Source organism: Streptomyces sp. 8K308, from assembly GCF_004348315.1.
Taxonomy (GTDB): Bacteria; Actinomycetota; Actinomycetes; order Streptomycetales; family Streptomycetaceae; genus Streptomyces.
Genome location: NZ_SMKC01000019.1, coordinates 14,405 through 36,326, shown reverse-complemented (window position 1 = coordinate 36,326; position 21,922 = coordinate 14,405). Strand labels below are relative to the sequence as shown.

Genomic DNA, 21,922 nt, shown 5'->3' with positions numbered 1-21,922 from the left:
CGGAGCGGGGCCCGGCCTGGCGGCCGGTGCGTCGCCTTCGGGCGGAGCCGGCGATCGCCGGGTGCCGACCGGCCGACCGGCCGACCGGCGTCGGCTTCCCCGGGGCTCACCGCGCCTACGGACCGGTGAGCCCCGTCCCACGGCCATGAGCCGCCGCTGCGGGCGGTTTCTCCGAACCGGCCGTTGAGACCCCGCTCTTCTGGGCGGAAGTCCGGACTCGCAGGCCGGGCTCGACGGTTCGTTCGGCCAGGACGGTTGGCCGGTGGCCCTCCGCCGCCGGCCGCCGGCCGGCTCAATATCTCCCGGGCCGCCCGTGGCGGCCGTTCGCCGTCGGTCGCGTTGACGTGCCGTGCCCCTCCGCCCCTTCGAACCGGTAGGCCGGCAGGCCGGACGGGCGGGCCCGTCGCGCACGCGGCCCGGGCCCGGCGCGGCGCACGTGACCGGCCTGTTGGCACGGCCGTTCGCCGTCAGTTGAGCTGACGTGCCGCGCCCCTTCGGGCCGGTAGGCCGGTAGGCCGGCAGGCCGGCAGGCCGGCCCGGCCTAGCCCGCCCAGCCGTGGCGTGGTGGGTGGCGGACTTCGAGGAGCCAGGAGAGGCGTTCCGTGTCGGCCTCGGTCCAGTCGTCGGGCGGGGCGATCGCGGCCCAGGCGCCGACCGGGTTGGAGCCGTAGCGGTGGCCGTGCGGGGCCGGGGCGCCGTAGGAGTTGGCCATGTCGACCGTCGTCTGCCAGAAGGTGACGAACGGGAACCAGTCGATGGACGAGGTGACATCGGGGCCGAGCGGGCGGTTGAGCCACTCGGGGCGCCGGAACAGCAGGTCGGGTGACCACCAGACCACCGGGTCCGAGGCGTTCTGCAGGTAGACGACGCGCGGTTCGAGCCACGGCTCGCCCTCCGGCAGCCGCAGGTCGCGGTCGGGGAACTGGGCGAACCTGACGTGCCGCCCGTCGTCGTAGACGGGCCGCCAGATCGGGCTGCCGGCGTCCCGCCGCTCGGTGAGCTCTGAGTGGATCGGGCTGAAGTCGGGTGGGCCGATCAGCAGCGCGCCGTCGGTGCGGGAGAGCAGGTCGTCCAGGTCGTCGAAGGCCGACTCGATCGCGGAGACCGCCAGGCTCTCGCCGAACACCAGCAGCTTCGGCCGCTCGTCCGCCGGTTCCTGCTCCCAGCGCGCGTGGACCGCGTCGAACAGCTCCTCGGTGGCCCGGCCGGCCTCCTCCCTGTCCACCATGAACGAGGCCCAACTCGGTAAGTAGGAGTACTGCATGGCCACCACGGCCGTGTCGCCCCCGTGCATGTACTCCAGGGCCTCGACGGTGGTCGGGTTGACCCAGCCGGTGCCGGTGGTGCCCGTGATGGCCAGCACCTCGCGGTCGAACGCGCCGGTGCGCTCCAGCTCGCGCACCGCGAGCTCCGCGCCGTCCGCGTAGTCGTCGTACGCCTTGCGGCCCACGTAGACGCGTATCGGGTCGATCGCCTCCTCGCCGCCGAACTCCGCGATCTCGTCGGCGGACAGGGCGGTGCCGGTGAAGGTGCGGCCCTTGTTGCCCAGGTCGTCCCAGGAGATCAGCGAGTCGGGGCTGCCGGAGAGCGTGGGCGTGTAGGGCCGCATGACCCCGGGGTCGGTGGACTCGTCCTTGGCCGCCGCGAGCCGGTCGGCGATCTCGAGGATGCCGCGGTCCCAGACCACGTCCCGCATGCCGATGACCACGATCGCGGTGCTGAGCGTGAGGCCGAGGGCGACCGCCGCCGGCCAGGGCATGATCCGGTTGAGGAGCCTGGTGAGCTGCCGGGTGCCGAGCCTGATGGACCTGGCGAGGAGCAGCAGCAGTCCGAGCACCGTCAACGAGATCAGCGCGATCATCAGCGAGTGCCAGGTGAGGGTGGGCGGCAGCTCCTGGAGCCGGCGCAGCTCGCGTTGCCCGTCCGCGCTGCGCCCGAGCAGGAAGGCGATGGCGAACGGGAGCAGGACCAGGAAGGCGAGCCAGCAGCGGGCCCTGACGAGCTCGCTCGGCCGCCACGGGAACAACAGCCGGTAGATCCAGCTGAGCAGCGCGCCGAGCCCGTACCCGATGGCGGCGGTGATGCCGCCGATGGCGCCCTGGTAGTACCAGGGGCGGGGCACCAGGGACGGGGTGAGCGAGAGCCAGAAGAAGAAGGTGGCGGCGAGCGCGGCGGTGAGGTCGGGCCAGCGCCTGATCAGCCACTCGCTGCTCGGGCGCTCCCAGTAGGGGTGACGGGCGACGGCGGCGGCGCGCTCGAAGGCCCGTGCGCCGGCGGCGCGCAGCGCGTGCGGGGTGGAGGGTACGTCCGCGCGCTCCTCCGGCGCGGGCGCCGGCGGCTCCTCCCGCGCGATCTGCTTGTCCACGGAAGGCCCCCGTCCACCTCAGCCCCAGGCCGGCACTCGCTGTAGTCCACGCTAGATGGTCAGACGCCGCTCGGGTATGCGGCGTTGCCTGTCCTATGCCGATCCGTGCCACGGGGGTGACGGTCGTCCTCGCCGCCGGCCGGACAGGTATGCCGGAGATGTATACACTGTGTTTATACACGCCGTGTATAGTCGTCCCCATGTCCATCAGTCACACGCTTCTCGGCCTCCTGGAGTCCGGCCCCCGGCACGGATACGACCTCAAGCGCACCTTCGACGCCCACTTCGGGCAGGACCGCCCGCTGCACTACGGGCAGGTGTACTCGACGATGTCCCGCCTGCTGAAGAACGGCCTGGTCGAGGTCGACGGCATCGAGCCGGGCGGTGGCCCCGAGCGCAAGCGGTACGCCATCACCGACGCCGGGGTCACGGACGTGGAGGGCTGGCTCACCAGACCCGAGAAGCCCGAGCCCTATCTGCAGAGTGTGCTCTACACCAAGGTCGTGCTCGCGCTGCTCACCGGCCGGGACGCGGGGGTGCTGCTCGACACCCAACGCGCCGAGCACCTGCGGCTGATGCGCGAGCTCACCAGGCGCAAGACCGGCGGGGACCTGGCGGACCAGCTGATCTGCGACCACGCCCTGTTCCACCTGGAGGCCGACCTGCGCTGGCTAGAGCTCACCGCGGCCCGCCTTGACCGGCTCGCCTCGGAGGTCCGTTCATGACCGACCAGTTCCTGCTGACCGCCACCGACCTGCACAAGACCTACGGCGCCACGCCGGCCCTGGCCGGCGCGAGCTTCGCCATCGGGGCCGGGGAGGTGGTCGCGGTGATGGGCCCCTCGGGATCGGGCAAGTCCACGCTGCTGCACTGCCTGGCCGGCATCGTCCCGCCCGACGCGGGCACCGTGCGCTACGCGGGTCGCGAGGTGTCCCGAGGATCCGACGCCGAGCGCAGCGCGCTGCGCCGCTCCGACTTCGGCTTCGTCTTCCAGTTCGGCCAGTTGGTGCCCGAGCTCACCTGCGCGGAGAACGTGGCGCTGCCGCTGCGCCTCACCGGCGTCTCGCGCAGGGCCGCCGAGGCGAGGGCGGCCGAGTGGCTTGAGCGGCTCGAGGTGGCGGACGTGCGCCACCACCGGCCGGGGCAGATCTCCGGCGGCCAGGGCCAGCGCGTCGCGGTCGCCCGCGCCCTGGTGAACAACCCCCGGGTGATCTTCGCCGACGAGCCCACCGGCGCGCTCGACTCGCTCAACGGCGAGCGCGTGATGGAGCTGCTGGTCGCCGCCGCCAGGGACACGGGCGCCGCCGTGGTGCTCGTCACCCACGAGTCGCGTGTCGCCGCGTACTCGGACCGCGAGGTCGTCGTCCGGGACGGGCGCGCCAGGGACATGGCGGGGGTGGCATGAGCGCCGTCCGCGCCTGGGCGCGCGACCTCGGCATCGGCGCCCGGTTCGCGCTCGCGGGCGGCAGCTCCGGCTGGGCCCGCACCACGCTCACGGCCGTGGGCGTCGGCCTCGGGGTGGTCGTGCTGCTGCTCGCCGCCTCGATCCCGAGCGCCCTGGAGGCCCGCTCGCAGCGGGTGGACGCGCGCCAGCCTCTCTGGGACATGGACGACACCGGGCCGGGGCCCGACAGCTTCCTGGCCGCAGGCGCCGCCACCGAGTACCACGGCGAGGGGATCGACGGCCTGGTCCTCCAGCCGGAGGCCGCCACCGCCACCCCGCCGCCCGGACTCGACGCGTTCCCGGGCCCGGGCGAGATGGTTGTCTCGCCCGCCCTCGCCGAGCTCCTCGACTCGGCGGACGGGCGGCTGCTCGCCGAGCGTCTCGACCACGAGCGGGTCGGCATCATCGGCGACGAGGGTCTCGACGGCCCGGGAGACCTCTACTACTACCTGGGCAGCGACTCCCTCGCGGACGAGGCGCCCCGGGCCCTCGGCTTCGGAAACCCCGTCTTCCGCGAGCCGCTGACGCCTGCGATGGCCCTGCTCGTGCTCGTGATCTGCGTCGGGCTGCTGATGCCCGTCGCCGTCTTCATGGGCACCGCCGCGAGATTCGGCGGCGAGCGCCGGGACCGCAGGCTCGCCGCGCTGCGCCTGGTCGGTGCCGACATGGCCATGACCCGCCGGATCGCGGCGGGCGAGTCGCTGACCGGCTCCCTCCTCGGTCTGCTCGTCGGCACTCCGCTCTTCCTGGCGGTGCGTCAGCACCTCGGCACCCTCAGGGCCGCCGACCTCAGCGCCTACCCCGAGGACCTGTCGCCCGGGGTCGGCCTGATCCTGATCGTCCTGGTGTCCGTGCCGGCCTCCGCGCTCATGGTCACCCTCTTCGCGCTGCGCGGCGTCACGGTCGAGCCGCTCGGGGTGGTCAGGCACGCCGAGGGCACGCCCCGCCGGTTCGGTTGGCGCGCGGTGCCGCTGCTGCTCGGCCTCCTCCTGCTGGTGCCGCTCACCTTCCGCTTCGTCGGCGCAGGCGACGGGACCCTCACTCAGGTCGGCGTGGGCATCGTGCTGCTGCTCACCGGCGCCACCGTCGTGCTGCCCTGGCTCGTCGAGCGGCTGGTCGGCGCGCTGCGCGGCGGTCCGCTCTCCTGGCAGCTGGCCACCAGGCGGCTCCAGTTGAGCAGCGGTCCGGCGACGCGTGCGGTCAGTGGCATCACCGTCGCGGTCGCCGCGGCCACCGCCCTCTACATGTTCTTCGCCGGGGTCCGCACCGCGAACACCGTCGAGACCGGCCAGGACACGAGCCGAGCCCAGGTGCAGGTCTCGGCCTCGGGGATCAAGGGAGCGGAGAGCGTCAGGTTCGTCGGCGGCCTGGAGAGCCTGCCGGGCGTCGAGTCCGCCCGGGCCGTGGTCACCGGCACCGCCAGCAGTCCCAACCGGCAGGACGCCGAGGGACACCCGCTGACCTCCCCCGTCACCGTGGGGGACTGCGCGGCCCTGCGGGAGCTCGCCGAGGTCGCCGGCTGTGTCGACGGGGACGTCTTCTCCATCGCGGGCGGCGGCGAGGCGGCGTTCCAGCCCGGTGAGCGGGTACTCCTCGACCTGAGCGTCGGCGAGCCGTCGGTCGAGCCGGAGCCGGCCGCCGCCCAGTGGACGGTGCCGGAGACCATCACCGAGGTGCCGGCCCACCCGGACCCGGTCGGTGTGGTCTACACCGGCATCCTCGCCACCCCCGCCGCGCTCGACACCGAACTGCTCGGCCACGCCTCGACCGACGTCCTGCTCAGCCTTGACCCGGCCGACCGGGACGCCGTCGAGCGGGTGCGGAACGCCGTCTGGGGCACCCCGGGGGACCCGTCCGTCATGGAGCTCCAGGACGAGCGCACCGACCGGACCATGGCCCGGATCCAGCTCGGCCTGCTGATCGGGGCCACCGGCGTGCTGGTCCTCATAGGCGCCAGCATGATCGTGACCACCGTGGAGCAGCTGCGGGAGCGCAGGCGCCTGCTGTCCGCGCTGGTCGCGGTCGGCACCCGGCGTCGCACCCTCAGCGCGTCCCTCCTCTGGCAGACGGCGATTCCGGTGGTGCTCGGCCTGGCGCTGGCCGCCGCCGTGGGCACAGGGCTCGGCGCCCTGCTGATGGGCATGGTCAACCTCCCGGTGGGCGACTGGTTGGCCTTCCTGCCGATGGCGGCCGTCGGCGGCGGCGTGATCGTCCTGGTGACGCTGGTCAGCCTGCCTTCCCTCTGGTACGTGATGCGTCCTGAGGGGCTGCGGACCGAGTAGCGGGGCCGTCGCCCGGGCGGCCGCGCGACGTGGGGGCGTGGCTCGTTCGGGTGGAGGACGGCGCGGCGAGGGCTGCCGGTAGATTCGTCCTTATGAGTGGGACGAATGAGTACCGGATCGAGCACGACTCCATGGGAGAGGTGCGGGTCCCGGCCGAGGCACGGTGGCGCGCGCAGACCCAGCGGGCCGTGGAGAACTTCCCGATCTCCGGCCAGCGGATCGAGCGCGCGCACATCGCGGCCCTGGCCCGGATCAAGGCGGCGGCCGCCACCGTCAACGCCGAACTCGGCGTGATCGACAAGGACATGGCCGAGGCGATCGTGGCGGCCGCCGACGAGGTGGTCGAGGGGCGTTGGGACGAGCACTTCCCGATCGACGTCTTCCAGACCGGGTCCGGCACCTCCTCCAACATGAACACCAACGAGGTGCTCGCGACCCTCGCGAGCGAGCGCCTCGGCCGGCCGGTCCACCCCAACGACCACGTCAACGCCAGCCAGTCGTCCAACGACGTCTTCCCCTCCTCCATCCACATCGCCGCCACCGGCGCGGTCACCGGCGAGCTGATCCCGGCGCTCTCCCACCTGGCCGAGTCGCTGGAGCGCAAGGGCCAGGAGTTCGCCGGCGTCGTCAAGTCCGGCCGCACCCACCTGATGGACGCCACCCCCGTCACCCTTGGCCAGGAGTTCGACGGCTACGCGGCCCAGATCCGCTACGGCATCGAGCGGCTGAACGCCTCGCTGCCCCGCCTCGCCGAGCTGCCGCTCGGCGGCACCGCCGTCGGCACCGGCATCAACACCCCGCCCGGCTTCTCCGCCGCCGTCATCGCCGAGGTCGCCCGCACCACGGGACTGCCGCTCACCGAGGCCCGGGACCACTTCGAGGCCCAGGGCGCCCGCGACGGCCTGGTCGAGACCTCGGGGCAGCTGCGCACCATCGCCGTCTCGCTCACCAAGATCTGCAACGACCTGCGCTGGATGTCCTCCGGGCCGCGCACCGGGCTCGCCGAGATCAACCTGCCCGACCTCCAGCCCGGTTCCTCCATCATGCCGGGCAAGGTCAACCCGGTGATCCCCGAGGCCGTGCTGATGGTGGCCGCCCAGGTCATCGGCAACGACGTCACCGTCACCACGGCCGGCGCCTCCGGCAACTTCGAGTTGAACGTGATGCTGCCGGTCATCGCCAAGAACCTGCTGGAGTCCGTCCGGCTGCTGGCCAACGCCTCCCGGCTGCTGGCCGACCGCACCGTCGACGGCGTCACCGCCAACGAGGAGCGGGCCCGCGAGTACGCCGAATCCTCGCCATCCGTGGTCACCCCGCTCAACCGCTACATCGGCTACGAGGAGGCCGCCAAGGTCGCCAAGCGCGCCCTCAGGGAGCGCAAGACGATCCGCGAGGCGGTGCTCGACGGCGGCTACGTGGAGCGGGGAGACCTGACCGTCGAGCAACTGGACGAGGCGCTCGACGTGCTGCGCATGACGCGGCCCTGAGTATTTCCCGGGAGTTTCCCAGCCGTTCCACGGCAGGTCGCGCTCCCGTCGGCGCGGCCGGATGCGCCCACTCCCCGCGCCGGCCCGAATAGCATGAGGAGATGACAACGGGAACTGACCGGCCCCAGGGCGCGGACCGCTGGCGGCCCGGTGACCACATCCTGTGGCGTTACCGGGCCAACGGCGGTACCGGGTTCCACATCTGCCGGCCCGTCACCGTGGTCCACGACACCCCCGAGCTGCTGGCCGTCTGGATGGCCCCCGGCACCGAGTGCGTGCGCCCCGAGCTCGCTGACGGCACCCCCATCCACCTGGAGCCGCTGGCGACCCGCTACACCAAGCCCCGTGTCACCGTTCGAACGCAGTGGCTGGGCGCGGGGGTGCTCAAGCTCGCGCGCCCCGACGAGCCCTGGTCGGTCTGGCTTTTCTGGGAGCGGGGCTGGCGCTTCAAGAACTGGTACGTCAACCTTGAAGAGCCCCGGAGCAGGTGGTCGGGCGGGGTGGATTCCGAGGACCACTTCCTCGACATCGCGGTCTACCCCGATCACAGCTGGGAGTGGCGGGACGAGGACGAATTCGCCCAGGCGCTGCGGGCCGGCCTGTTGACCGAGGAGCAGGCGGCGGGCGTCCGGGAGGCCGGCCGCCGGGCGGCCGCGCTGATCGGCGACTGGGGCCCGCCCTTCTCGGAGCGCTGGGTCTCGTGGCGTCCCGACCCCCGCTGGGACGTTCCCCGGCTGCCCCCCGACTGGGCCAAGTTGCCGCACGGCTGGGACAGATCAGGTCCTGCCATGGCACCCTCACCTGAGGCGCCCATGGCGCCCTCGACCGAGGTGGCAAGACTGCCGAGGCACCCGAGAGGCTCTTGAAGTCGACCGGGGCGCCAAACGTAGGATCACCCCCACGACCACACAACTGCACAATGCCCCCTCACCGCACGCTAGTTCCCCGCCTGGATGGACATCCCCTCGTGACGGACCCGACCCCACCGCAGCCCGTGGCTCGCACGGCGGACGTACCCTCGTTCGCCGAGAGCTCAGCGCTGCCGCACGCCCGCTCCGAGCCCGGTACCGCCGAACACCCGCCCGTTCACCCCGCCGCCGGCGAGGGGTTGAACGGCGGGATGCGCGAGACCGACCGGCTGCGGTTCGTGGGGTCGGCCACCCGCCGGATCGCGCGGGGCATCGACGTGGACGAGATCGTGATCGGCCTGTGCCGGGCCTCGGTCCCGGCCTTCTCCGACGCCATCCTGGTCTACCTCCTCAACCCCATGCCGGTGGGCGACGAGATGCCGGCCACCCCCTGGGTGCTCAAGCTCCGCCGTACCGACCGCATCCCCGAGCAGCTGGCCTTTGGCAACACCCGCGCCCCCGGCACGGCCGACGCCGGCGGCTGGCTGCTGCCGCTGCTGGCCGGCGCCACCTCGACCGTCGAGGTCAGGGGCAACGGGCCGCTGGCCGAGGTGATGCGCGGGGTGCGGCCGCTGTTCACCGAGTCCCAGGTCCCGAGGGCGGCGCTGCGCGAGCTGACCGGTGCCGACGCGGTCCCCGAGGACCGGCGCGCGATCATCGCCCCGCTGCGCGGCCGGCGCCGGGTGATCGGCATCGCGGTCTTCCTCAGGTCGCCCGAGCGCGAGCCGTTCGAGCACGAGGACCTCCAGGTCGCGGCGCAGCTGGCCACCCACTCGGCGCTCGGCGTCGACAAGGCCATGCTGTACGGCCGCGAGGCGTCCATCGCCGACGAGTTGCAGCGCACGATGCTCCCCGACGATCTGCCGGCGCCCACCGGGGTGCGGCTCGCCAGTCGCTATCTTCCCGCCGCCCAGTCCGCCCGCGTCGGCGGCGACTGGTACGACGCCATCCCGCTGCCCGGCAGCAGGGTGGCGTTGGTCGTGGGAGACGTGATGGGTCACTCGACCACCTCGGCCGCCATCATGGGCCAGCTGCGGACCACCGTGCAGACCCTGGCCGGGCTCGACCTGCCGCCGCAGGAGGTGCTGCACCACCTCGACGAGCAGGCCCAGCGGCTCGGTACCGACCGGATGGCCACCTGCCTCTACGCGGTCTACGACCCGGTCGCACACCGCATCACCGCCGCCAACGCCGGCCACCCGCCGCCCGTGCTGCTGCACGTCGACGGCTCGACCGAGCTGGTCGAGCTGCCGCCCAACGCGCCGATCGGCGTGGGCGGCGTCGACTTCGAGACCGTCGAGTTCGACGCGCCGGCCGGCGCCACGCTGCTGCTCTACACCGACGGCCTGGTCGAGTCGCGCACCAGGGACGTGTGGACCGGCGTGGAGCACCTGCGCGAGAAGCTGGCCGCGATCTCCGGGCTCACCCGGCCGGACGCGGCCCTTCCGCTGGAGCCGCTGTGCGACGAGATCCTGGACATCGTGGGCCCCGGCGACCGGGACGACGACATCGCCCTGCTGGCGGCCAGGTTCGAGGGCATCGCGCCCGAGAGCGTCGCCTTCCGCCGCCTCGACCCGCGCGCCGAGTCGGTGCGCGAGGCCAGGCGGCTGGTGCGCGAGAGCCTGGAGAAGTGGCAGCTCGGCGAGCTTGAGGACTCGGTCGAGCTGCTCGTCAGCGAGGTCGTGACCAACGCCGTCCGGTACGCCGAACGGCCGGTTACCGTCCGTCTCCTGCGCACGGACGTGCTGCGCTGCGAGGTCGGCGACGACGTGCCGCAGCTGCCGCGGCTGCGGCAGGCGGGACCGGCCGACGAGGGCGGGCGGGGCCTGTACCTCGTCCAGCGGCTCGCCAGGCAGTGGGGCGCGACGCGCCTGTCCACCGGCAAGCTGGTCTGGTTCGAGGTGGCCCCACCCGCCGCGGCCGGCTAGGCCGGCTCCCTAAGTCGCCGGCTCGCCGAGCGGCAGCGCCTCGGGCGCGCCGCTCAGCGCCGCCTCGGTGTCCAGTGTGGTGGCCACGGCCTGGAGCACCGCCGCGACGCGCAGCGCGTCGTGAATGGTCTCGCGCGCAAGGCCGGCCTCGCGCAGGGCCTTCTCGTGCGCGTCGAGGCACTGGCCGCAGCCGTTGACCGCGGAGACCGCGAACGACCACAGCTCCAGGTCGGCCTTCGGCACGGCCGGGTCGGCGAGCGCGGACATCCGCAGGCCGGCCCGCAGCGTGCCGTAGCCGGGATCGGATAGCTGGTGCCGGGCGCGGTAGTAGACGTTGTTCATCGCCATGGTGGCGGCCACCGCCCTGACCGCGCCGAACGCCTCGGCCGTCAGCCGCGCGCGGGCCTCCGGTTGGAGCTCGCGCAGCACCCGCGGGGAGCGGGTGGCGACGGCGCAGGCCAGCAGGGTGCCCCAGAGCTGCTGCGGGGAGAGCTGGGAGGTGGTGGTCACCGAGCCGAGGTTGAGCCGCAGGTCCTTGGCGTGGTTGGGCAGGGCGGCCCTGAGGTCGTCGAGTGCCATCGGTGCCGACGCCTCAGACGCCCGCGAGCAGCTTGACCGGGTCCAGGGTCTCGTCGCCCCGGTTCCAGTTGCACGGGCACAGCTCGTCGGTCTGCAGCGCGTCCAACACCCGGAGCACCTCGGCGGGGTTGCGGCCCACGGAGCCCGCCGTGACCATCGTGAACTGGACCTCGTTGTGCGGGTCGACGATGAACACGGCGCGCTGCGCGAAGCCGTCGGCGCCGCGGATGCCGCAGGCCCGCATCAGGTCCTGGCGGGCGTCGGAGAGCATCGGGATCGGCAGCTCGCGGAGGTCCTGGTGGTCGCGGCGCCAGGCGTGGTGGACGTACTCGGAGTCCCCCGAGACGCCGAGGAGTTGGGCGTCGCGCTCGGCGAACTCTTCGTGCAGGCGCCCGAAGGCGGCGATCTCGGTGGGGCAGACGAAGGTGAAGTCCTTGGGCCAGAAGAAGACGACGGTCCAGCTCTTCTCTCGGTCCTCGCTGGAGAAGGTGCGGAACTCCAAGGCGTCGGACGGGCCGACCACGCCGGTCAGTCGGTAGGCGGGGAACTGGTCGCCGATGGTGAGCATGTGACGGGGCTCCATGATCGTGGTTGTGCGGATGGAAGTTCCCACCGTCGCATACGCGGCAGTGCTCCCGGAATCACCGTTTCGGGTGGTTTCGTGGTTGACGGGGATTGGGCGCCCGCGGGGCCGACTCGGCGCCCTCGGGACTGGTCGCGATGTATCGCGTTTCGGTACGCTGAACGAGTGACAGCCGAGAACCCGCCCGCCGTGCCGTTGGGGAAGGTGCCGCTGGACAAGGCGGCGCCGCAGCAAGCCGTTGCCGGTCCGCCGGCGGTCCGCGCCTCAGACGCGGACCGGGACCGGATAGCCGACATCCTGCGCGAGGCCCTGGCCGAGGGCCGCATCGACGCCGAGGAGCACGCCGAGCGGATCGACGCGGTCTACCGGGCCAAGACGCTGGCCGAACTCGAGCCGCTGATCGGCGACCTGCCGGCCGGTCAGCGATACGCCGCGCCCGCCGCCTCTCCGGCCGTGGGCGTCGGGCCACGGTCCGCCGGGGTGCGGGCCGCGGGCCACGGGATCCAGGTGGCCGGCGCGAAGAACGTGGTGGCGGTGCTCAGCGGCGCCAACCGGCAGGGGCGTTGGCGGGTCGGCGCGAAGATCAACGCGGTCGCCGTCTGCGGCGGCGTCGAACTCGACCTGACCGAGGCCATCTTCGAGCAGCAGCAGGTGGTCATCAACGCCACGGCGATCTGCGGCGGCATCGAGATCAAGGTCCCGGAGAACGTGACGCTGCGCAGCGCGGGCAGCGGCGTGATGGGTGGCTTCGACGTCAGGGAGATCGAGTCCACCGAGCCGGGCGCTCCGGTGATCACCGTCCAGGGCGTGGCCATCTGGGGCGGCGTGGACGCGAAGGTGGTGCGCGGCAAGCGGATCCGCGACCTCCGTGACGCATGACGGCCAACAACACCGCTCGGCGACGCATAACGGGGACGATTAACCGGAACGACTGACGTAACGACTGATACGACCGGCTTGTTGTCGCTCCGTGCATAAGCGTGCGCACAGCGGGTAGGGCTCGGGGGACCGTCACTCGTATGGCCGCATGGTGGGAAGGGCGAACCGCGGCTCCCCCACGGACGGGTGAGGGTCCACGCCAGGAGCGACCTCCGTAGCCGTCATCAGGAGTTGACCGTGCTGCAATCGTCACCGCCACAAGAGTCCCAGTGGTCCCCAGCCGTACCCACTCAGCGCAGCCCGAGGGACCTGGCCGGTCCCTGGCATTCGGAGGCCGCCTGCCGCCGGGATGAGGCGGGGCTGTTCTTCGCTCCGTCTCAGGAGCCCACCGCGGCGCGGCTGTCCAGGGAGCAGGCCGCCAAGTCGGTCTGTGCCCGGTGCCCGGTGCTGCTCGAATGCCGGGAGCACGCGCTGCTCCAACCGGAGCCTTACGGGGTGTGGGGCGGCCTCACGGCCGCGGAGCGGCGCGTGGTGCTGAGCAGGCGCCGGCGGCGCGAGGCCACCGGCCCTGGCGGCCGGGCCGCCGACATCAGCCGCATCGCCTGACGGACCGGGCGTTCGCCCTGCCTGTCCCGGTTGTCACCGGGGGCCAGCCGGCTCCGGTTGCCGTCCGGGCGTGGCCGCCCTGCCCGTCCGGCCGCAAGGCCCCTCGCCACCTGCGGTATCAGGCGCCGGGGCAGCCGTCCCGCGACTCGCTGCTCTCCCCGACCGATGGCCTGGCCGGCCGGGGAGAGCGGGTTCGGGCGTGGCCGCCCTACCCGCCCCGGCCGCAAGGCCCCTCCGCCGGCCGGCGGTTCCGGCCGTGGGAGGGGCCTCCGTCCGTTGCTCGCCGCCTTCCGGCTGGCCGCAGTTCGGCCGTGGCCGCCCTGCCCCGGCCGGAAGGGGGCCAGGCCCCGGACCGGCGAGCCCGTCTCGGTCCCGGGCGCTTGGCCTTGCCGGGCCGCACCCAGTGACCCGGCACAGCCGGCGCCGCGCGCAGCGCCCGCGCCGCCGTGTCGGGACAGGGCCCCAACGCCCACTCCGGGCTCGCTGGTCCCGCTTCGCGGCCGGCGCCTCCGGGAGGCGCCTGGCGTTGGGTCCGCCCCAGGGCGTCTGGCCCCCGGCGCATGCCCCGGGGCGTCGTGCCGCCGTGCCGCGCCGATCCACCATCCGGCCGGCGCGCCGGCCGCCGTCGGCGGGTCGGCGAAGCCCGCGTCGCTGCCCAGCGCTCGCGCGCTGAGCGCCCGCGCCTAGCGTCCGCGGGCGAAGTCGATGGCGCTGTAGGCGCGGAGCTTGGAGAGGCGGTGGGTGGAGTCGATCTGGCGGATCGTGCCCGAGCGGGAGCGGACCACCAGGGACTGGGTGGTGGCCGTCTCGCCGCGGTAGCGGACGCCGCGGAGCAGCTCGCCGTCGGTGATGCCGGTGGCGACGAAGAAGACGTTCTCGCCGCGCACCAGGTCGTCGGTGTGCAGCACCCGGTCCAGGTCGTGGCCGGCGTCCAGCGCCGCCCGACGCTCCGCCTCGTCCTTGGGCCACAGCTTGCCCTGGATGGTGCCGCCCAGGCACTTGATGGCGCAGGCCGCGATGATGCCCTCGGGGGTGCCGCCGACGCCGAGCAGCAGGTCGACGCCCGTGCCCTCGCGGACGCTCATGATCGCGCCGGCCACGTCGCCGTCCGAGATGAACTTGATCCGCGCGCCGCTCTCCCGCACCTCCCGCACCAGGTCCGCGTGGCGCGGCCGGTCCAGGATGACCACCGTGACGTCCTCCGGGCTGCCGCCCTTGGCCTTGGCGACCCGGCGGATGTTGACGGCCGCCGGCGCGTCGATGTCGACGAACTCTGCGGCCTCGGGGCCCGTGGCCAGCTTGTCCATGTAGAAGACGGCGCTCGGGTCGAACATCGCGCCGCGCTCGGCCACGGCCAGCACCGAGACCGCGTTTCCCATGCCCTTGGCGGTGAGCGTGGTGCCGTCCACCGGGTCGACGGCCACGTCGCACTCGGGGCCCGTCCCGTCGCCCACCCGCTCGCCGTTGAACAGCATTGGCGCCTCGTCCTTCTCGCCCTCGCCGATCACCACCACGCCGTTCATCGACACCGTGGAGACCAGCGTGCGCATGGCCCGCACGGCGGCGCCGTCGGCCCCGTTCTTGTCGCCGCGGCCGACCCAGCGACCGGAGGCCATGGCGCCGGCCTCGGTGACCCGGACCAGCTCCAGGGCCAGGTTGCGGTCGGGGGCCTGCGGATCGACGTCGAGTTGGGGCGGAAGGTGTTCGGGCATCGAAACACGCCTTTCTGGGCGGAGGGTACTTTCGACTCTAGCCCGGAACCGTACACATGAGCAGAGTGCCCTTCGGATGAGCGTTGCCGGGGGCGGTTGCTCGGCGCCGGGCGGCGTGCGCGACGATGGCTGGGTGGCGAGCGAGACGACCGAGAGCGAGCGGCAGGCGGAGACGGTGAGCGGGGCGGAGCCGGCGGGGGAGACGGAGCCGGCGGGTGAGCGGCCCGCCGGGAGGTCGCGGCAGCGCCTCCGCCTCCAGACGATCAGGAACATGGTGCTGTCCATGGCGATCATCTGCGTCGGCGCCTTCGCCATGTACTTCTTCATCCCGCACGACGAGTCCATCGACCCGGTGCGCGAGGTGGAGTACGACGTGGCGGCCAGCACCGCGGCCCGCGTCGCCCCGTACGAGCTGCTGGCGCCCGAGGGGCTGCCGGCCGACTGGCGGGCCACCTCCGTCCGGTACGAGCCGCAGGGCGAGTTCGGCGCCACCTGGCGGCTCGGCATGATCGATCCGGAGGACGACTACGTCGCGCTCGCCCAGTCCGACGCGATCGTCGCCGGCCCCGAGCCCTTCGTGGCCTCGATCACCAGGGAAGCCGAGGACACCGGCGAGACGGTGGCGGTGGCCGGCCGGGACTGGGCCCGCTACGAGGGCGACCGGTACGACGCGCTGGTGCTCAGGGAGTCGGAGGTGACCACCGTGGTGTTCGGCACGGCGGCCACCGACCAACTCGCCGCCTTCGCGGAGTCCCTCGAGGTCAGAGCGAGCTGACCGCCTCTTCGGCGGCCAGCCGCGGCTGCCGGGGCGCGAACGCCGACTCGGCCGGCCGGCCGATGTTCACCAGCACCAGCGAGCGCTGCCTGCCGTCCCCGAAGAACTCCTTGTCCACGCCCGCCGCGTCGAAGCCGGACATCGGGCCCGCCGCGAGTCCAGCCGCCCGCACGCCGAGCACGAAGTAGCCGATCTGCAGCGTCGCGTTCAGCTGGGCCTGCCTGGCGCGCGCCTCGGCGTCGCCGAAGGCGTCGTCCTTGAGGGTCGGCACCGCGGGGAACAGCTCCGGCAGCCTCTCGTGGAAGTGCAGGTCGGCGGAGAGGATCGCGGTGACCGGGGCCTCCGCCGTCTGCCGCTGGTTGCCGGAGGCCACGTGCCGCAGCAGCCGCTGCTTGGCCTCCGCGCTGCGGATCAGCGTGATCCGCAGCGGCGACGAGTTGTACGCGGTCGGCGCCAGCTTGATCAGGTCGTAGACGGCCGCGACCTGCTCGTCGGTCACCGGCTCGTCCGTGAAGGCGCGGGCCGTGTGCGCCTCGTGGAAGAGCAGGTCCTGGGCGGCGGAGTCGAGGGCGAGACTGGTCATCCTGGCGTGCCTTTCGCAAGGTGGGAAGGAGCGGGGGTGAGCGGCGCGACCGGCCGCACACACCGCGCAACCGGCGCCCCGGGGTGGCTATTCCCCGGTGCCGTCCGCCGCCTCCCGCGCGGCGGCGCCCTCGCTCTCCGCGATCGCCGCGTCCAGCCTGGCCCTGGCGCCCTCCAGCCAGTGGCCGCAGATCCGCGCCAGCTCCTCGCCGCGCTCCCACAGCGCGAGCGACTCCTCGAGCGTCACGCCGCCCGCCTCAAGCCGGCGCACCACGTCGACCAGCTCGTCCCGCGCCTGCTCGTAGCCGAGTGCCGCCGCGCCGGCACCGTCCGCCGCGGCCTCCTCGTCCGTCCCGTCCGTCGCATCCGTCAGATTCGTCACGTCCGTCACCCTAAGCTCCGCCTCTCCACCGGTCCGCCGCTCCCTCACGTCGCCTCACGCTCGTTCTCCACCGTCACGGGGAAGGCGCCGTCCGCCACCCGGGCCCGCAGCCGCTCGCCCGCCGCCACCTCGCCCACCGCGCGCACCGCCGCGCCGTCCGCGCGCTGGAGCACCGCGTAGCCGCGGCGCAGGGTGGCCGCGGGGGAGAGCGCCACCACGCGCGCCCTGGTGTGCTCCAGATCGCCCGCCGCCCGGTCGAGCAGGTGCCGAAGCGTGCGCCGGGAGCGCTCGAGCAGGGCCGCGAGCTCCTCCTGGCGCCCGTCCACCATCCGGTGCGGATGGGCCATCGAGGGCCGGCTGCGCGCCGCCGCCAGGCCCCGCTCCTCCCGGTCGAGCAGCGAGCCGAGCACCCGCCTGGCGCGCTCCCGCAGCTGCCGCACCCGCGCCAGCTCCTCGCCCACGTCCGGTACGGTGCGCTTGGCCGCGTCCGTCGGCGTGGAGGCCCGCACGTCCGCCACCAGGTCGAGCAGCGGGGTGTCGGGCTCGTGGCCGATGGCCGACACCACCGGCGTGCGGCACTCGGCCACCGCCCGCACCAACGCCTCGTCGGAGAAGGGCAACAGGTCCTCCACGCTGCCGCCGCCCCGGGCCACGATGATCACGTCCACCGCCGGATCCGCGTCCAACTCCCGCACCGCGTCGACCACCTGGGGCACGGCGTGCACGCCCTGCACCGCCACGTTGCGCACCGCGAAGCGGACCGCGGGCCAGCGCAGCCGCGCGTTCTCCAACACGTCGCGCTCGGCGGCCGAGGCGCGGCCGGTCACCAGGCCGACGCAGCCTGGCAGGAACGGCAGCGGCCGCTTCCGCTCGGCCGCGAACAACCCCTCGGCGGCCAGGGCGCGTTTGAGCCGGTCAAGGCGGAGCAGCAGCTCGCCCACCCCCACCGCGCGGATCTCGGACGCGCGCAACGACAACTCGCCACGCGGCGCGTACCACTCGGGCTTGCCGAGGACCACCACCCGGGCGCCCTCGCGTATCACGTCCGCGACCCGGTCGAACACCCCGCGATAGCAGGTGACTCGGAGCGAGACGTCCTGCGCGGGGTCCCGCAGCGTGAGGAAGACCACCCCGAAGCCGGGCCGGCGGCTCAGCTGGGTGATCTGCCCCTCCACCCACACCGCGCCCAGGCGCTCGACCCAACTCCCGATGAGCCTGGACACCTCGCCCACCGGGATCGGCGTCTCCGCCGACGTCTGCACAGCCATGGCCTCACGCTATCGTCGGCCACCGACAGCCGGCCGAAGCGGCCGTCGGGGTTGTCGGAGCGCCCCCGTACGATAGGCGCATGGTTGACCCGTCTGACACCAACCGCCGCGTACTTCTCGCCGCCCCCCGTGGATACTGCGCGGGCGTGGACCGGGCCGTGATCGCCGTCGAGCGCGCCCTCGAGCAGTACGGGGCGCCCATCTACGTGCGCCACGAGATCGTGCACAACAAGTACGTGGTGCGCATGCTGGAGCAGAAGGGCGCCGTCTTCGTCGACGAGACCTCCGAGGTTCCGCGCGGCGAGATCGTGGTCTTCTCGGCCCACGGGGTCGCCCCCGAGGTGCACCGCGAGGCCGAGCGCGGCGGCCTGGCCACCGTGGACGCCACCTGCCCGTTGGTCACCAAGGTCCACAAGGAGGCCGTCCGCTTCGCCAGGGACGACTACGAGATCCTGCTCATCGGCCACCAGGGCCACGAGGAGGTCGTCGGCACCAGCGGCGAGGCGCCCGACCACATCACCCTGGTCGACGGCCCGGAGGCGGCCGAGCAGGTCGAGGTCAAGGACCCCTCCCGGGTGGTCTGGCTCTCCCAGACGACGCTCTCGGTCGACGAGACCATGGAGACCGTCGGCGCCCTCAAGCGCCGCTTCCCCCTGCTGAACGACCCGCCGAGCGACGACATCTGCTACGCCACGCAGAACCGGCAGACCGCGATCAAGCAGGTCGCCGCCGAGGCGGACCTGGTGCTCGTGGTCGGCTCGCGCAACTCGTCCAACTCGGCCCGCATGGTCGAGGTGGCGCTCGGCGCCGGCGCCGGGGCCGCCTACCTGGTGGACAACGCCGGCGAGATCGACGAGGCGTGGCTGGCCGGCGTGACCACGGTCGGGCTCTCCTCGGGCGCCTCGGTCCCCGAGGTGCTGGTGGACGGCGTGCTCGAGTGGCTGGCCGAGCGTGGCTTCGGCCAGGTCGAGGTCGTGCAGCCGATGCGCGAGCACATCCAGTTCTCGCTGCCCAAGGAGCTGCGCCGTGACCTGCGCGCCGAGGCGGCCGCGCTGCGCGTCGAGGCCGGGGCCGGGGCCGGCACCTGAGCCCGGCTAGCGGCCGCGCGCCGCGGCCCGCCGCGCGGCCCGCCTGCGCAGCAGCTGGTGGCAGGAGCGGGAGAGCGTGACGGCGCAGGCCGTCATGGTGCCGGCGAAGACCCAGGGCGCGCTGAGCGCCAGGCTCGTCACCGTCTCCAGCAGGCCGTTCGTGGTGAGCAGGCCGATGGCGAACGCGATGGGGGCCGCGACCGGGGCACAGACCAGGTCGGCCGGCCGCACCCAGAGCGAGACGGCCGCCGCCGTGACGACGAACAGCGCCCCGTAGTAGGTCGGCGCCCCGTCGTCCCCGACCAGCTCGCAGAGCCAGGCCGCCGCGACCATCGACGCCACCGCGAGGACCCCGCAGCCGAGCCCGGTGAGGCGCGCCCTGGGGAGTCGCCGCCTCGGCCGCGGCGGGTTTCCCACCGCGGGCACCCGCCCGGCCGGCCGGGGCACCCTCGTCCGCACCGGGGCCGCCGTGTAGTGCTCTGGGTGACGGGTTGTGTGCGTAATGTGTTCCACGTCACCAAGGTAAGGTGGCGAAGGGGGTGAAAAGGGCGATGGACACGCTTGCGGCCCATATGACAGTCGGTCGAGGGCTCACCCGTCGGGGGTAGTCGGCCCCGGGCGCGCCCGTAGACTGGTTCATCGGCCCACGGTCCGTCGGCCCACCGTCCACGCATTCTCGCCCGGGAAGTCTCACGTGTCGCTCACGATCGGAATCGTCGGCCTGCCGAACGTCGGCAAGTCGACCCTGTTCAACGCCCTGACCAAGAACGACGTCCTGGCGGCCAACTACCCCTTCGCCACCATCGAGCCCAACATCGGCGTCGTCGGCGTGCCCGACTCGCGCCTCGCGCGGCTCGGCGAGCTCTTCGGCTCGCAGCGGGTCCTGCCGGCCACCGTCGATTTCGTGGACATCGCGGGCATCGTGCGCGGCGCGAGCGAGGGCGAGGGCCTGGGCAACAAGTTCCTCCACCACATCCGCGAGTCGGACGCGATCTGCCAGGTCATCCGGGCCTTCAAGGACGAGAACGTGGTCCACGTCGACGGCAAGGTGTCGCCGAAGAGCGACATCGAGACCATCGACACCGAGCTGATCCTGGCCGACCTGCAGACCGTCGAGAAGGTGCTGCCCAGGCTCCAGAAGGAAGCCAGGATCAAGAAGGACAGGCAGCCGGTCGTCGCCGCCGTCGAGGCGGCCAAGGCGATCCTCGAGGACGGCCGCACCCTCTTCTCGGCCGGCATCGCCCAGGGCTCCGAGCAGGCCGAGCCGCTGCGCGAGCTGCACCTGCTGACGGTCAAGCCCTTCCTCTACGTCTTCAACGTGGACGAGGACGAGCTGACCGACGAGACCTTCAAGGCCGAGCAACGCGCCCTGGTGGCGCCGGCCGAGGCGATCTTCCTCAACGCCAAGCTGGAGGCGGACCTCGCCGAGCTCGACGACGACGAGGCCCTCGAACTGCTCGAGACCGTCGGCCAGCAGGAGCCGGGCCTGGCCACGCTGGCCCGTGTCGGCTTCGACACCCTCGGCCTCCAGACCTACCTGACCGCAGGGCCCAAGGAAGCCCGCGCCTGGACCATCCCCAAGGGCGCCACCGCCCCCGAGGCGGCCGGCGTCATCCACACCGACTTCCAGAAGGGGTTCATCAAGGCCGAGGTCATCTCCTACGACGACCTCCTCGAAGCCGGCTCCGTCGCCGAGGCCCGCTCCCGCGGCAAGGCCCGCATGGAGGGCAAGGACTACGTGATGCGCGACGGCGACGTCGTGGAGTTCCGCTTCAACGTGTGACCGCACCGCCGGGCGGCGTGGGCGCGCGGTAGGGCGCCGGGTCCGTCACCCACCCCGCCACCAGGACCAGCCGGGACTCGCGGTGGACCGCGAGGAAGCCGAAGGGGCGGTCGAGGGAGACGCGGACGACCGTCGCCTCGTGGTGGTGGCGCGGCGCGCTGCCCGGCCTCGCCATGATCGCGGTCACCGCGGCCGCGTGGAAACCACGTGCGCCGAACCGGGCGAGGGCCGACTGCCGGGCAGCCCCGATGGCGAGCGGAGACTCGCTGACCCCCGGGAAGTGGCCCCGGCGGTGGCCCCGGGCCGTGGTGAGGCCGAAGAGGGCGTGCCGCTTCAGCAGATCGTGGTCGGCTCGCACCTCGTAGGCCACCGTACGCACGTCCAGCGTTCTCGACTCCGGTGTGCCGGCGGGTTCCCGCTCGACGCGCAGCCCGGGACCGGTGTGACCGACCGAGAGCCGGCCGCCGTCGGTGGCGGTGAGGGTGCCCGTCACGATCCGGATGCCGGCCGTGAGCACCTGGCCGGGCGTCATTCGCTCCGCGCCGATCACCAGGTGTACGTCGATGCCGTTGTCGCCGTGCACGCCAAGACCGGTGACAAGGCCGTCCGGCGTTTCCGCCACCTCGACGTCTTCCGGCCGTGCGCTCCTGCGGCGCAGTCCGAGCAGGTCGCGTCTCCGCCAGGGCCCGGTGTCCGGGCGCAGCAGGGTTTCCGTGAAGGGCTGTTGCCAGTCCGTGCGCAGGGCAAGGGCGCTGGCCAGCACCATGCGCGCGCCCCGCGTCAGCTGCACCGGCAGCCGCTCCACGAGGCCGCCGGTCCGCTCCGCCGCCCAGGCGTCGAGCTTCTCCTGCGCGGCGTCGAGGTCGTCCCCAAACGTTCCGTGCGTCCCGGCCGGCAGCGTGGCCCGCCAGTCCTCCCGGAGCCGCATGGTGGCGTGGGTCCACAGGCCGAGCGCCGCGTCCAGGCCGGGGACGGCGTCCAGCGCGCCCAGCAACTCGCTCGCGGCGGTGGCCGCCTGATCCGCCGCCACCCCCAGCGCCTCGGCCAACTCGGCCCGGGCCGCGCCCGCCGCGCCGTCGGCCAGGTAGGCCAGGAGCGGCCAGACCCCGACCGCCGAGCAGACCGTGCCGCCCTCGGTCGTCGCAGCCCACCGTGCCGTGAGTCGGTTCACCGCGCCGACCCGGCCCTGGAACGTCATCCCGCCTCCACGTGGCTCCGCCGTCCTGTCCGGGAGCACGGTATCGGTGGGCGTAGTGACGCCGGAAAACCCC

General features: G+C 73.3%; 20 protein-coding genes. 11 read left to right on the top strand and 9 right to left on the bottom strand.

Going from position 1 to position 21,922, the window contains the following annotated elements; translation table 11 throughout:
- Positions 1 to 541: 541 nt before the first annotated feature.
- On the bottom strand, positions 542 to 2,365 hold the full coding sequence (locus E1265_RS05230; protein WP_347877157.1) for an alpha/beta-hydrolase family protein: 1,824 nt from the start codon (positions 2,363 to 2,365) through the stop codon (positions 542 to 544).
- A 200-nt stretch (positions 2,366 to 2,565) separates the two neighbouring features.
- Here E1265_RS05230 and E1265_RS05225 point away from each other — a divergent pair, with 200 nt between their 5' ends.
- From E1265_RS05225 to E1265_RS05200, 6 genes are all read left to right on the top strand, one after another.
- Positions 2,566 to 3,090, top strand: a complete 525-nt coding sequence (locus E1265_RS05225) for a PadR family transcriptional regulator (protein WP_132929021.1) — start codon at positions 2,566 to 2,568, stop codon at positions 3,088 to 3,090.
- Positions 3,087 to 3,770: an ABC transporter ATP-binding protein gene (locus E1265_RS05220; RefSeq protein ID WP_132929020.1), complete on the top strand. Its 684-nt coding sequence runs from the start codon at positions 3,087 to 3,089 to the stop codon at positions 3,768 to 3,770. The genes E1265_RS05225 and E1265_RS05220 overlap by 4 nt, the downstream gene beginning before the upstream one ends.
- The gene (locus E1265_RS05215) at positions 3,767 to 6,091 is read left to right on the top strand and encodes an ABC transporter permease (RefSeq protein WP_132929019.1); all 2,325 of its coding nucleotides are present in this window, start codon (positions 3,767 to 3,769) and stop codon (positions 6,089 to 6,091) included. Before E1265_RS05220 ends, E1265_RS05215 begins: the two co-directional genes overlap by 4 nt.
- Before the next feature lie 92 nt (positions 6,092 to 6,183).
- Positions 6,184 to 7,578, top strand: a complete 1,395-nt coding sequence (locus E1265_RS05210) for a class II fumarate hydratase (protein ID WP_132929018.1) — start codon at positions 6,184 to 6,186, stop codon at positions 7,576 to 7,578.
- Positions 7,579 to 7,679: 101 nt separating this feature from the next.
- Positions 7,680 to 8,444 (top strand): DUF402 domain-containing protein, encoded by a 765-nt coding sequence (locus tag E1265_RS05205; RefSeq protein WP_132929017.1) that lies wholly within the window; start codon positions 7,680 to 7,682, stop codon positions 8,442 to 8,444.
- A 101-nt stretch (positions 8,445 to 8,545) separates the two neighbouring features.
- Entirely contained in the window at positions 8,546 to 10,414 is a 1,869-nt protein-coding gene (locus E1265_RS05200; RefSeq protein ID WP_347877156.1) for a SpoIIE family protein phosphatase, read from the top strand.
- A gap of 9 nt (positions 10,415 to 10,423) precedes the next feature.
- Here the strand turns inward: E1265_RS05200 and E1265_RS05195 are convergent, their stop codons facing one another.
- Positions 10,424 to 10,993, bottom strand: coding sequence for a carboxymuconolactone decarboxylase family protein (locus E1265_RS05195; protein WP_132929015.1), 570 nt, complete (start codon positions 10,991 to 10,993; stop codon positions 10,424 to 10,426).
- A 13-nt stretch (positions 10,994 to 11,006) separates the two neighbouring features.
- A complete protein-coding gene (locus E1265_RS05190; RefSeq protein ID WP_132929029.1) occupies positions 11,007 to 11,561 on the bottom strand; it encodes a peroxiredoxin in 555 nt (184 codons plus the stop codon).
- A 210-nt stretch (positions 11,562 to 11,771) separates the two neighbouring features.
- On the opposite strand from E1265_RS05190, the gene E1265_RS05185 reads away from it, so the two are divergent.
- A complete protein-coding gene (locus tag E1265_RS05185; RefSeq protein WP_207930957.1) occupies positions 11,772 to 12,455 on the top strand; it encodes a DUF1707 domain-containing protein in 684 nt (227 codons plus the stop codon).
- 240 nt (positions 12,456 to 12,695) lie between these two features.
- On the top strand, positions 12,696 to 13,061 hold the full coding sequence (locus E1265_RS05180) for a WhiB family transcriptional regulator (protein ID WP_132929028.1): 366 nt from the start codon (positions 12,696 to 12,698) through the stop codon (positions 13,059 to 13,061).
- 683 nt (positions 13,062 to 13,744) lie between these two features.
- Here the strand turns inward: E1265_RS05180 and glpX are convergent.
- Positions 13,745 to 14,773, bottom strand: a complete 1,029-nt coding sequence (gene glpX / locus E1265_RS05175; RefSeq protein WP_132929013.1) for a class II fructose-bisphosphatase — start codon at positions 14,771 to 14,773, stop codon at positions 13,745 to 13,747.
- Between the two features lie 133 nt (positions 14,774 to 14,906).
- Here glpX and E1265_RS05170 point away from each other — a divergent pair, with 133 nt between their 5' ends.
- Positions 14,907 to 15,548 carry a DUF4245 domain-containing protein gene (locus tag E1265_RS05170; RefSeq protein WP_243740547.1) on the top strand — a complete coding sequence of 214 codons (642 nt, stop codon included), beginning with the start codon at positions 14,907 to 14,909 and terminating at the stop codon, positions 15,546 to 15,548.
- Here the strand turns inward: E1265_RS05170 and E1265_RS05165 are convergent.
- From E1265_RS05165 to xseA, 3 genes are all read right to left on the bottom strand, one after another.
- Positions 15,535 to 16,131, bottom strand: coding sequence for a malonic semialdehyde reductase (locus tag E1265_RS05165; protein ID WP_132929011.1), 597 nt, complete (start codon positions 16,129 to 16,131; stop codon positions 15,535 to 15,537). The two genes, E1265_RS05170 and E1265_RS05165, sit on opposite strands and share 14 nt — an antisense overlap.
- A gap of 87 nt (positions 16,132 to 16,218) precedes the next feature.
- Entirely contained in the window at positions 16,219 to 16,503 is a 285-nt protein-coding gene (locus E1265_RS05160; RefSeq protein WP_132929027.1) for an exodeoxyribonuclease VII small subunit, read from the bottom strand.
- 53 nt (positions 16,504 to 16,556) lie between these two features.
- Complete coding sequence (xseA, locus tag E1265_RS05155) at positions 16,557 to 17,780, bottom strand: exodeoxyribonuclease VII large subunit (protein WP_132929010.1); 1,224 nt, start codon at positions 17,778 to 17,780, stop codon at positions 16,557 to 16,559.
- 80 nt (positions 17,781 to 17,860) lie between these two features.
- Between xseA and E1265_RS05150 the strand changes: the two genes are divergently transcribed.
- Positions 17,861 to 18,868 (top strand): 4-hydroxy-3-methylbut-2-enyl diphosphate reductase, encoded by a 1,008-nt coding sequence (locus tag E1265_RS05150; protein ID WP_132929009.1) that lies wholly within the window; start codon positions 17,861 to 17,863, stop codon positions 18,866 to 18,868.
- A gap of 6 nt (positions 18,869 to 18,874) precedes the next feature.
- On the opposite strand, the gene E1265_RS05145 is transcribed toward E1265_RS05150, so the two are convergent.
- A complete protein-coding gene (locus E1265_RS05145; protein ID WP_207930956.1) occupies positions 18,875 to 19,285 on the bottom strand; it encodes a DUF6542 domain-containing protein in 411 nt (136 codons plus the stop codon).
- A 277-nt stretch (positions 19,286 to 19,562) separates the two neighbouring features.
- On the opposite strand from E1265_RS05145, the gene ychF reads away from it, so the two are divergent.
- Positions 19,563 to 20,651, top strand: a complete 1,089-nt coding sequence (gene ychF / locus E1265_RS05140) for a redox-regulated ATPase YchF (protein ID WP_132929007.1) — start codon at positions 19,563 to 19,565, stop codon at positions 20,649 to 20,651.
- Here ychF and E1265_RS05135 read toward each other — a convergent pair.
- Positions 20,641 to 21,849, bottom strand: coding sequence for a serpin family protein (locus E1265_RS05135; RefSeq protein WP_132929006.1), 1,209 nt, complete (start codon positions 21,847 to 21,849; stop codon positions 20,641 to 20,643). The genes ychF and E1265_RS05135 overlap by 11 nt on opposite strands.
- Positions 21,850 to 21,922 lie beyond the last annotated feature (73 nt).

Excerpts from the sequence above, each read along its gene's own strand:
- E1265_RS05225 (WP_132929021.1), top strand. The coding sequence starts at position 2,566 with ATGTCCATCAGTCACACGCTTCTCGGCCTCCTGGAGTCCGGCCCCCGG.
- E1265_RS05220 (WP_132929020.1), top strand. The coding sequence starts at position 3,087 with ATGACCGACCAGTTCCTGCTGACCGCCACCGACCTGCACAAGACCTAC.
- E1265_RS05215 (WP_132929019.1), top strand. The coding sequence starts at position 3,767 with ATGAGCGCCGTCCGCGCCTGGGCGCGCGACCTCGGCATCGGCGCCCGG.
- E1265_RS05210 (WP_132929018.1), top strand. The coding sequence starts at position 6,184 with ATGAGTGGGACGAATGAGTACCGGATCGAGCACGACTCCATGGGAGAG.
- E1265_RS05205 (WP_132929017.1), top strand. The coding sequence starts at position 7,680 with ATGACAACGGGAACTGACCGGCCCCAGGGCGCGGACCGCTGGCGGCCC.
- E1265_RS05195 (WP_132929015.1), bottom strand. The coding sequence starts at position 10,993 with ATGGCACTCGACGACCTCAGGGCCGCCCTGCCCAACCACGCCAAGGAC.
- E1265_RS05190 (WP_132929029.1), bottom strand. The coding sequence starts at position 11,561 with ATGCTCACCATCGGCGACCAGTTCCCCGCCTACCGACTGACCGGCGTG.
- glpX (WP_132929013.1), bottom strand. The coding sequence starts at position 14,773 with ATGCCCGAACACCTTCCGCCCCAACTCGACGTCGATCCGCAGGCCCCC.
- E1265_RS05165 (WP_132929011.1), bottom strand. The coding sequence starts at position 16,131 with ATGACCAGTCTCGCCCTCGACTCCGCCGCCCAGGACCTGCTCTTCCAC.
- xseA (WP_132929010.1), bottom strand. The coding sequence starts at position 17,780 with ATGGCTGTGCAGACGTCGGCGGAGACGCCGATCCCGGTGGGCGAGGTG.
- E1265_RS05150 (WP_132929009.1), top strand. The coding sequence starts at position 17,861 with ATGGTTGACCCGTCTGACACCAACCGCCGCGTACTTCTCGCCGCCCCC.
- E1265_RS05135 (WP_132929006.1), bottom strand. The coding sequence starts at position 21,849 with ATGACGTTCCAGGGCCGGGTCGGCGCGGTGAACCGACTCACGGCACGG.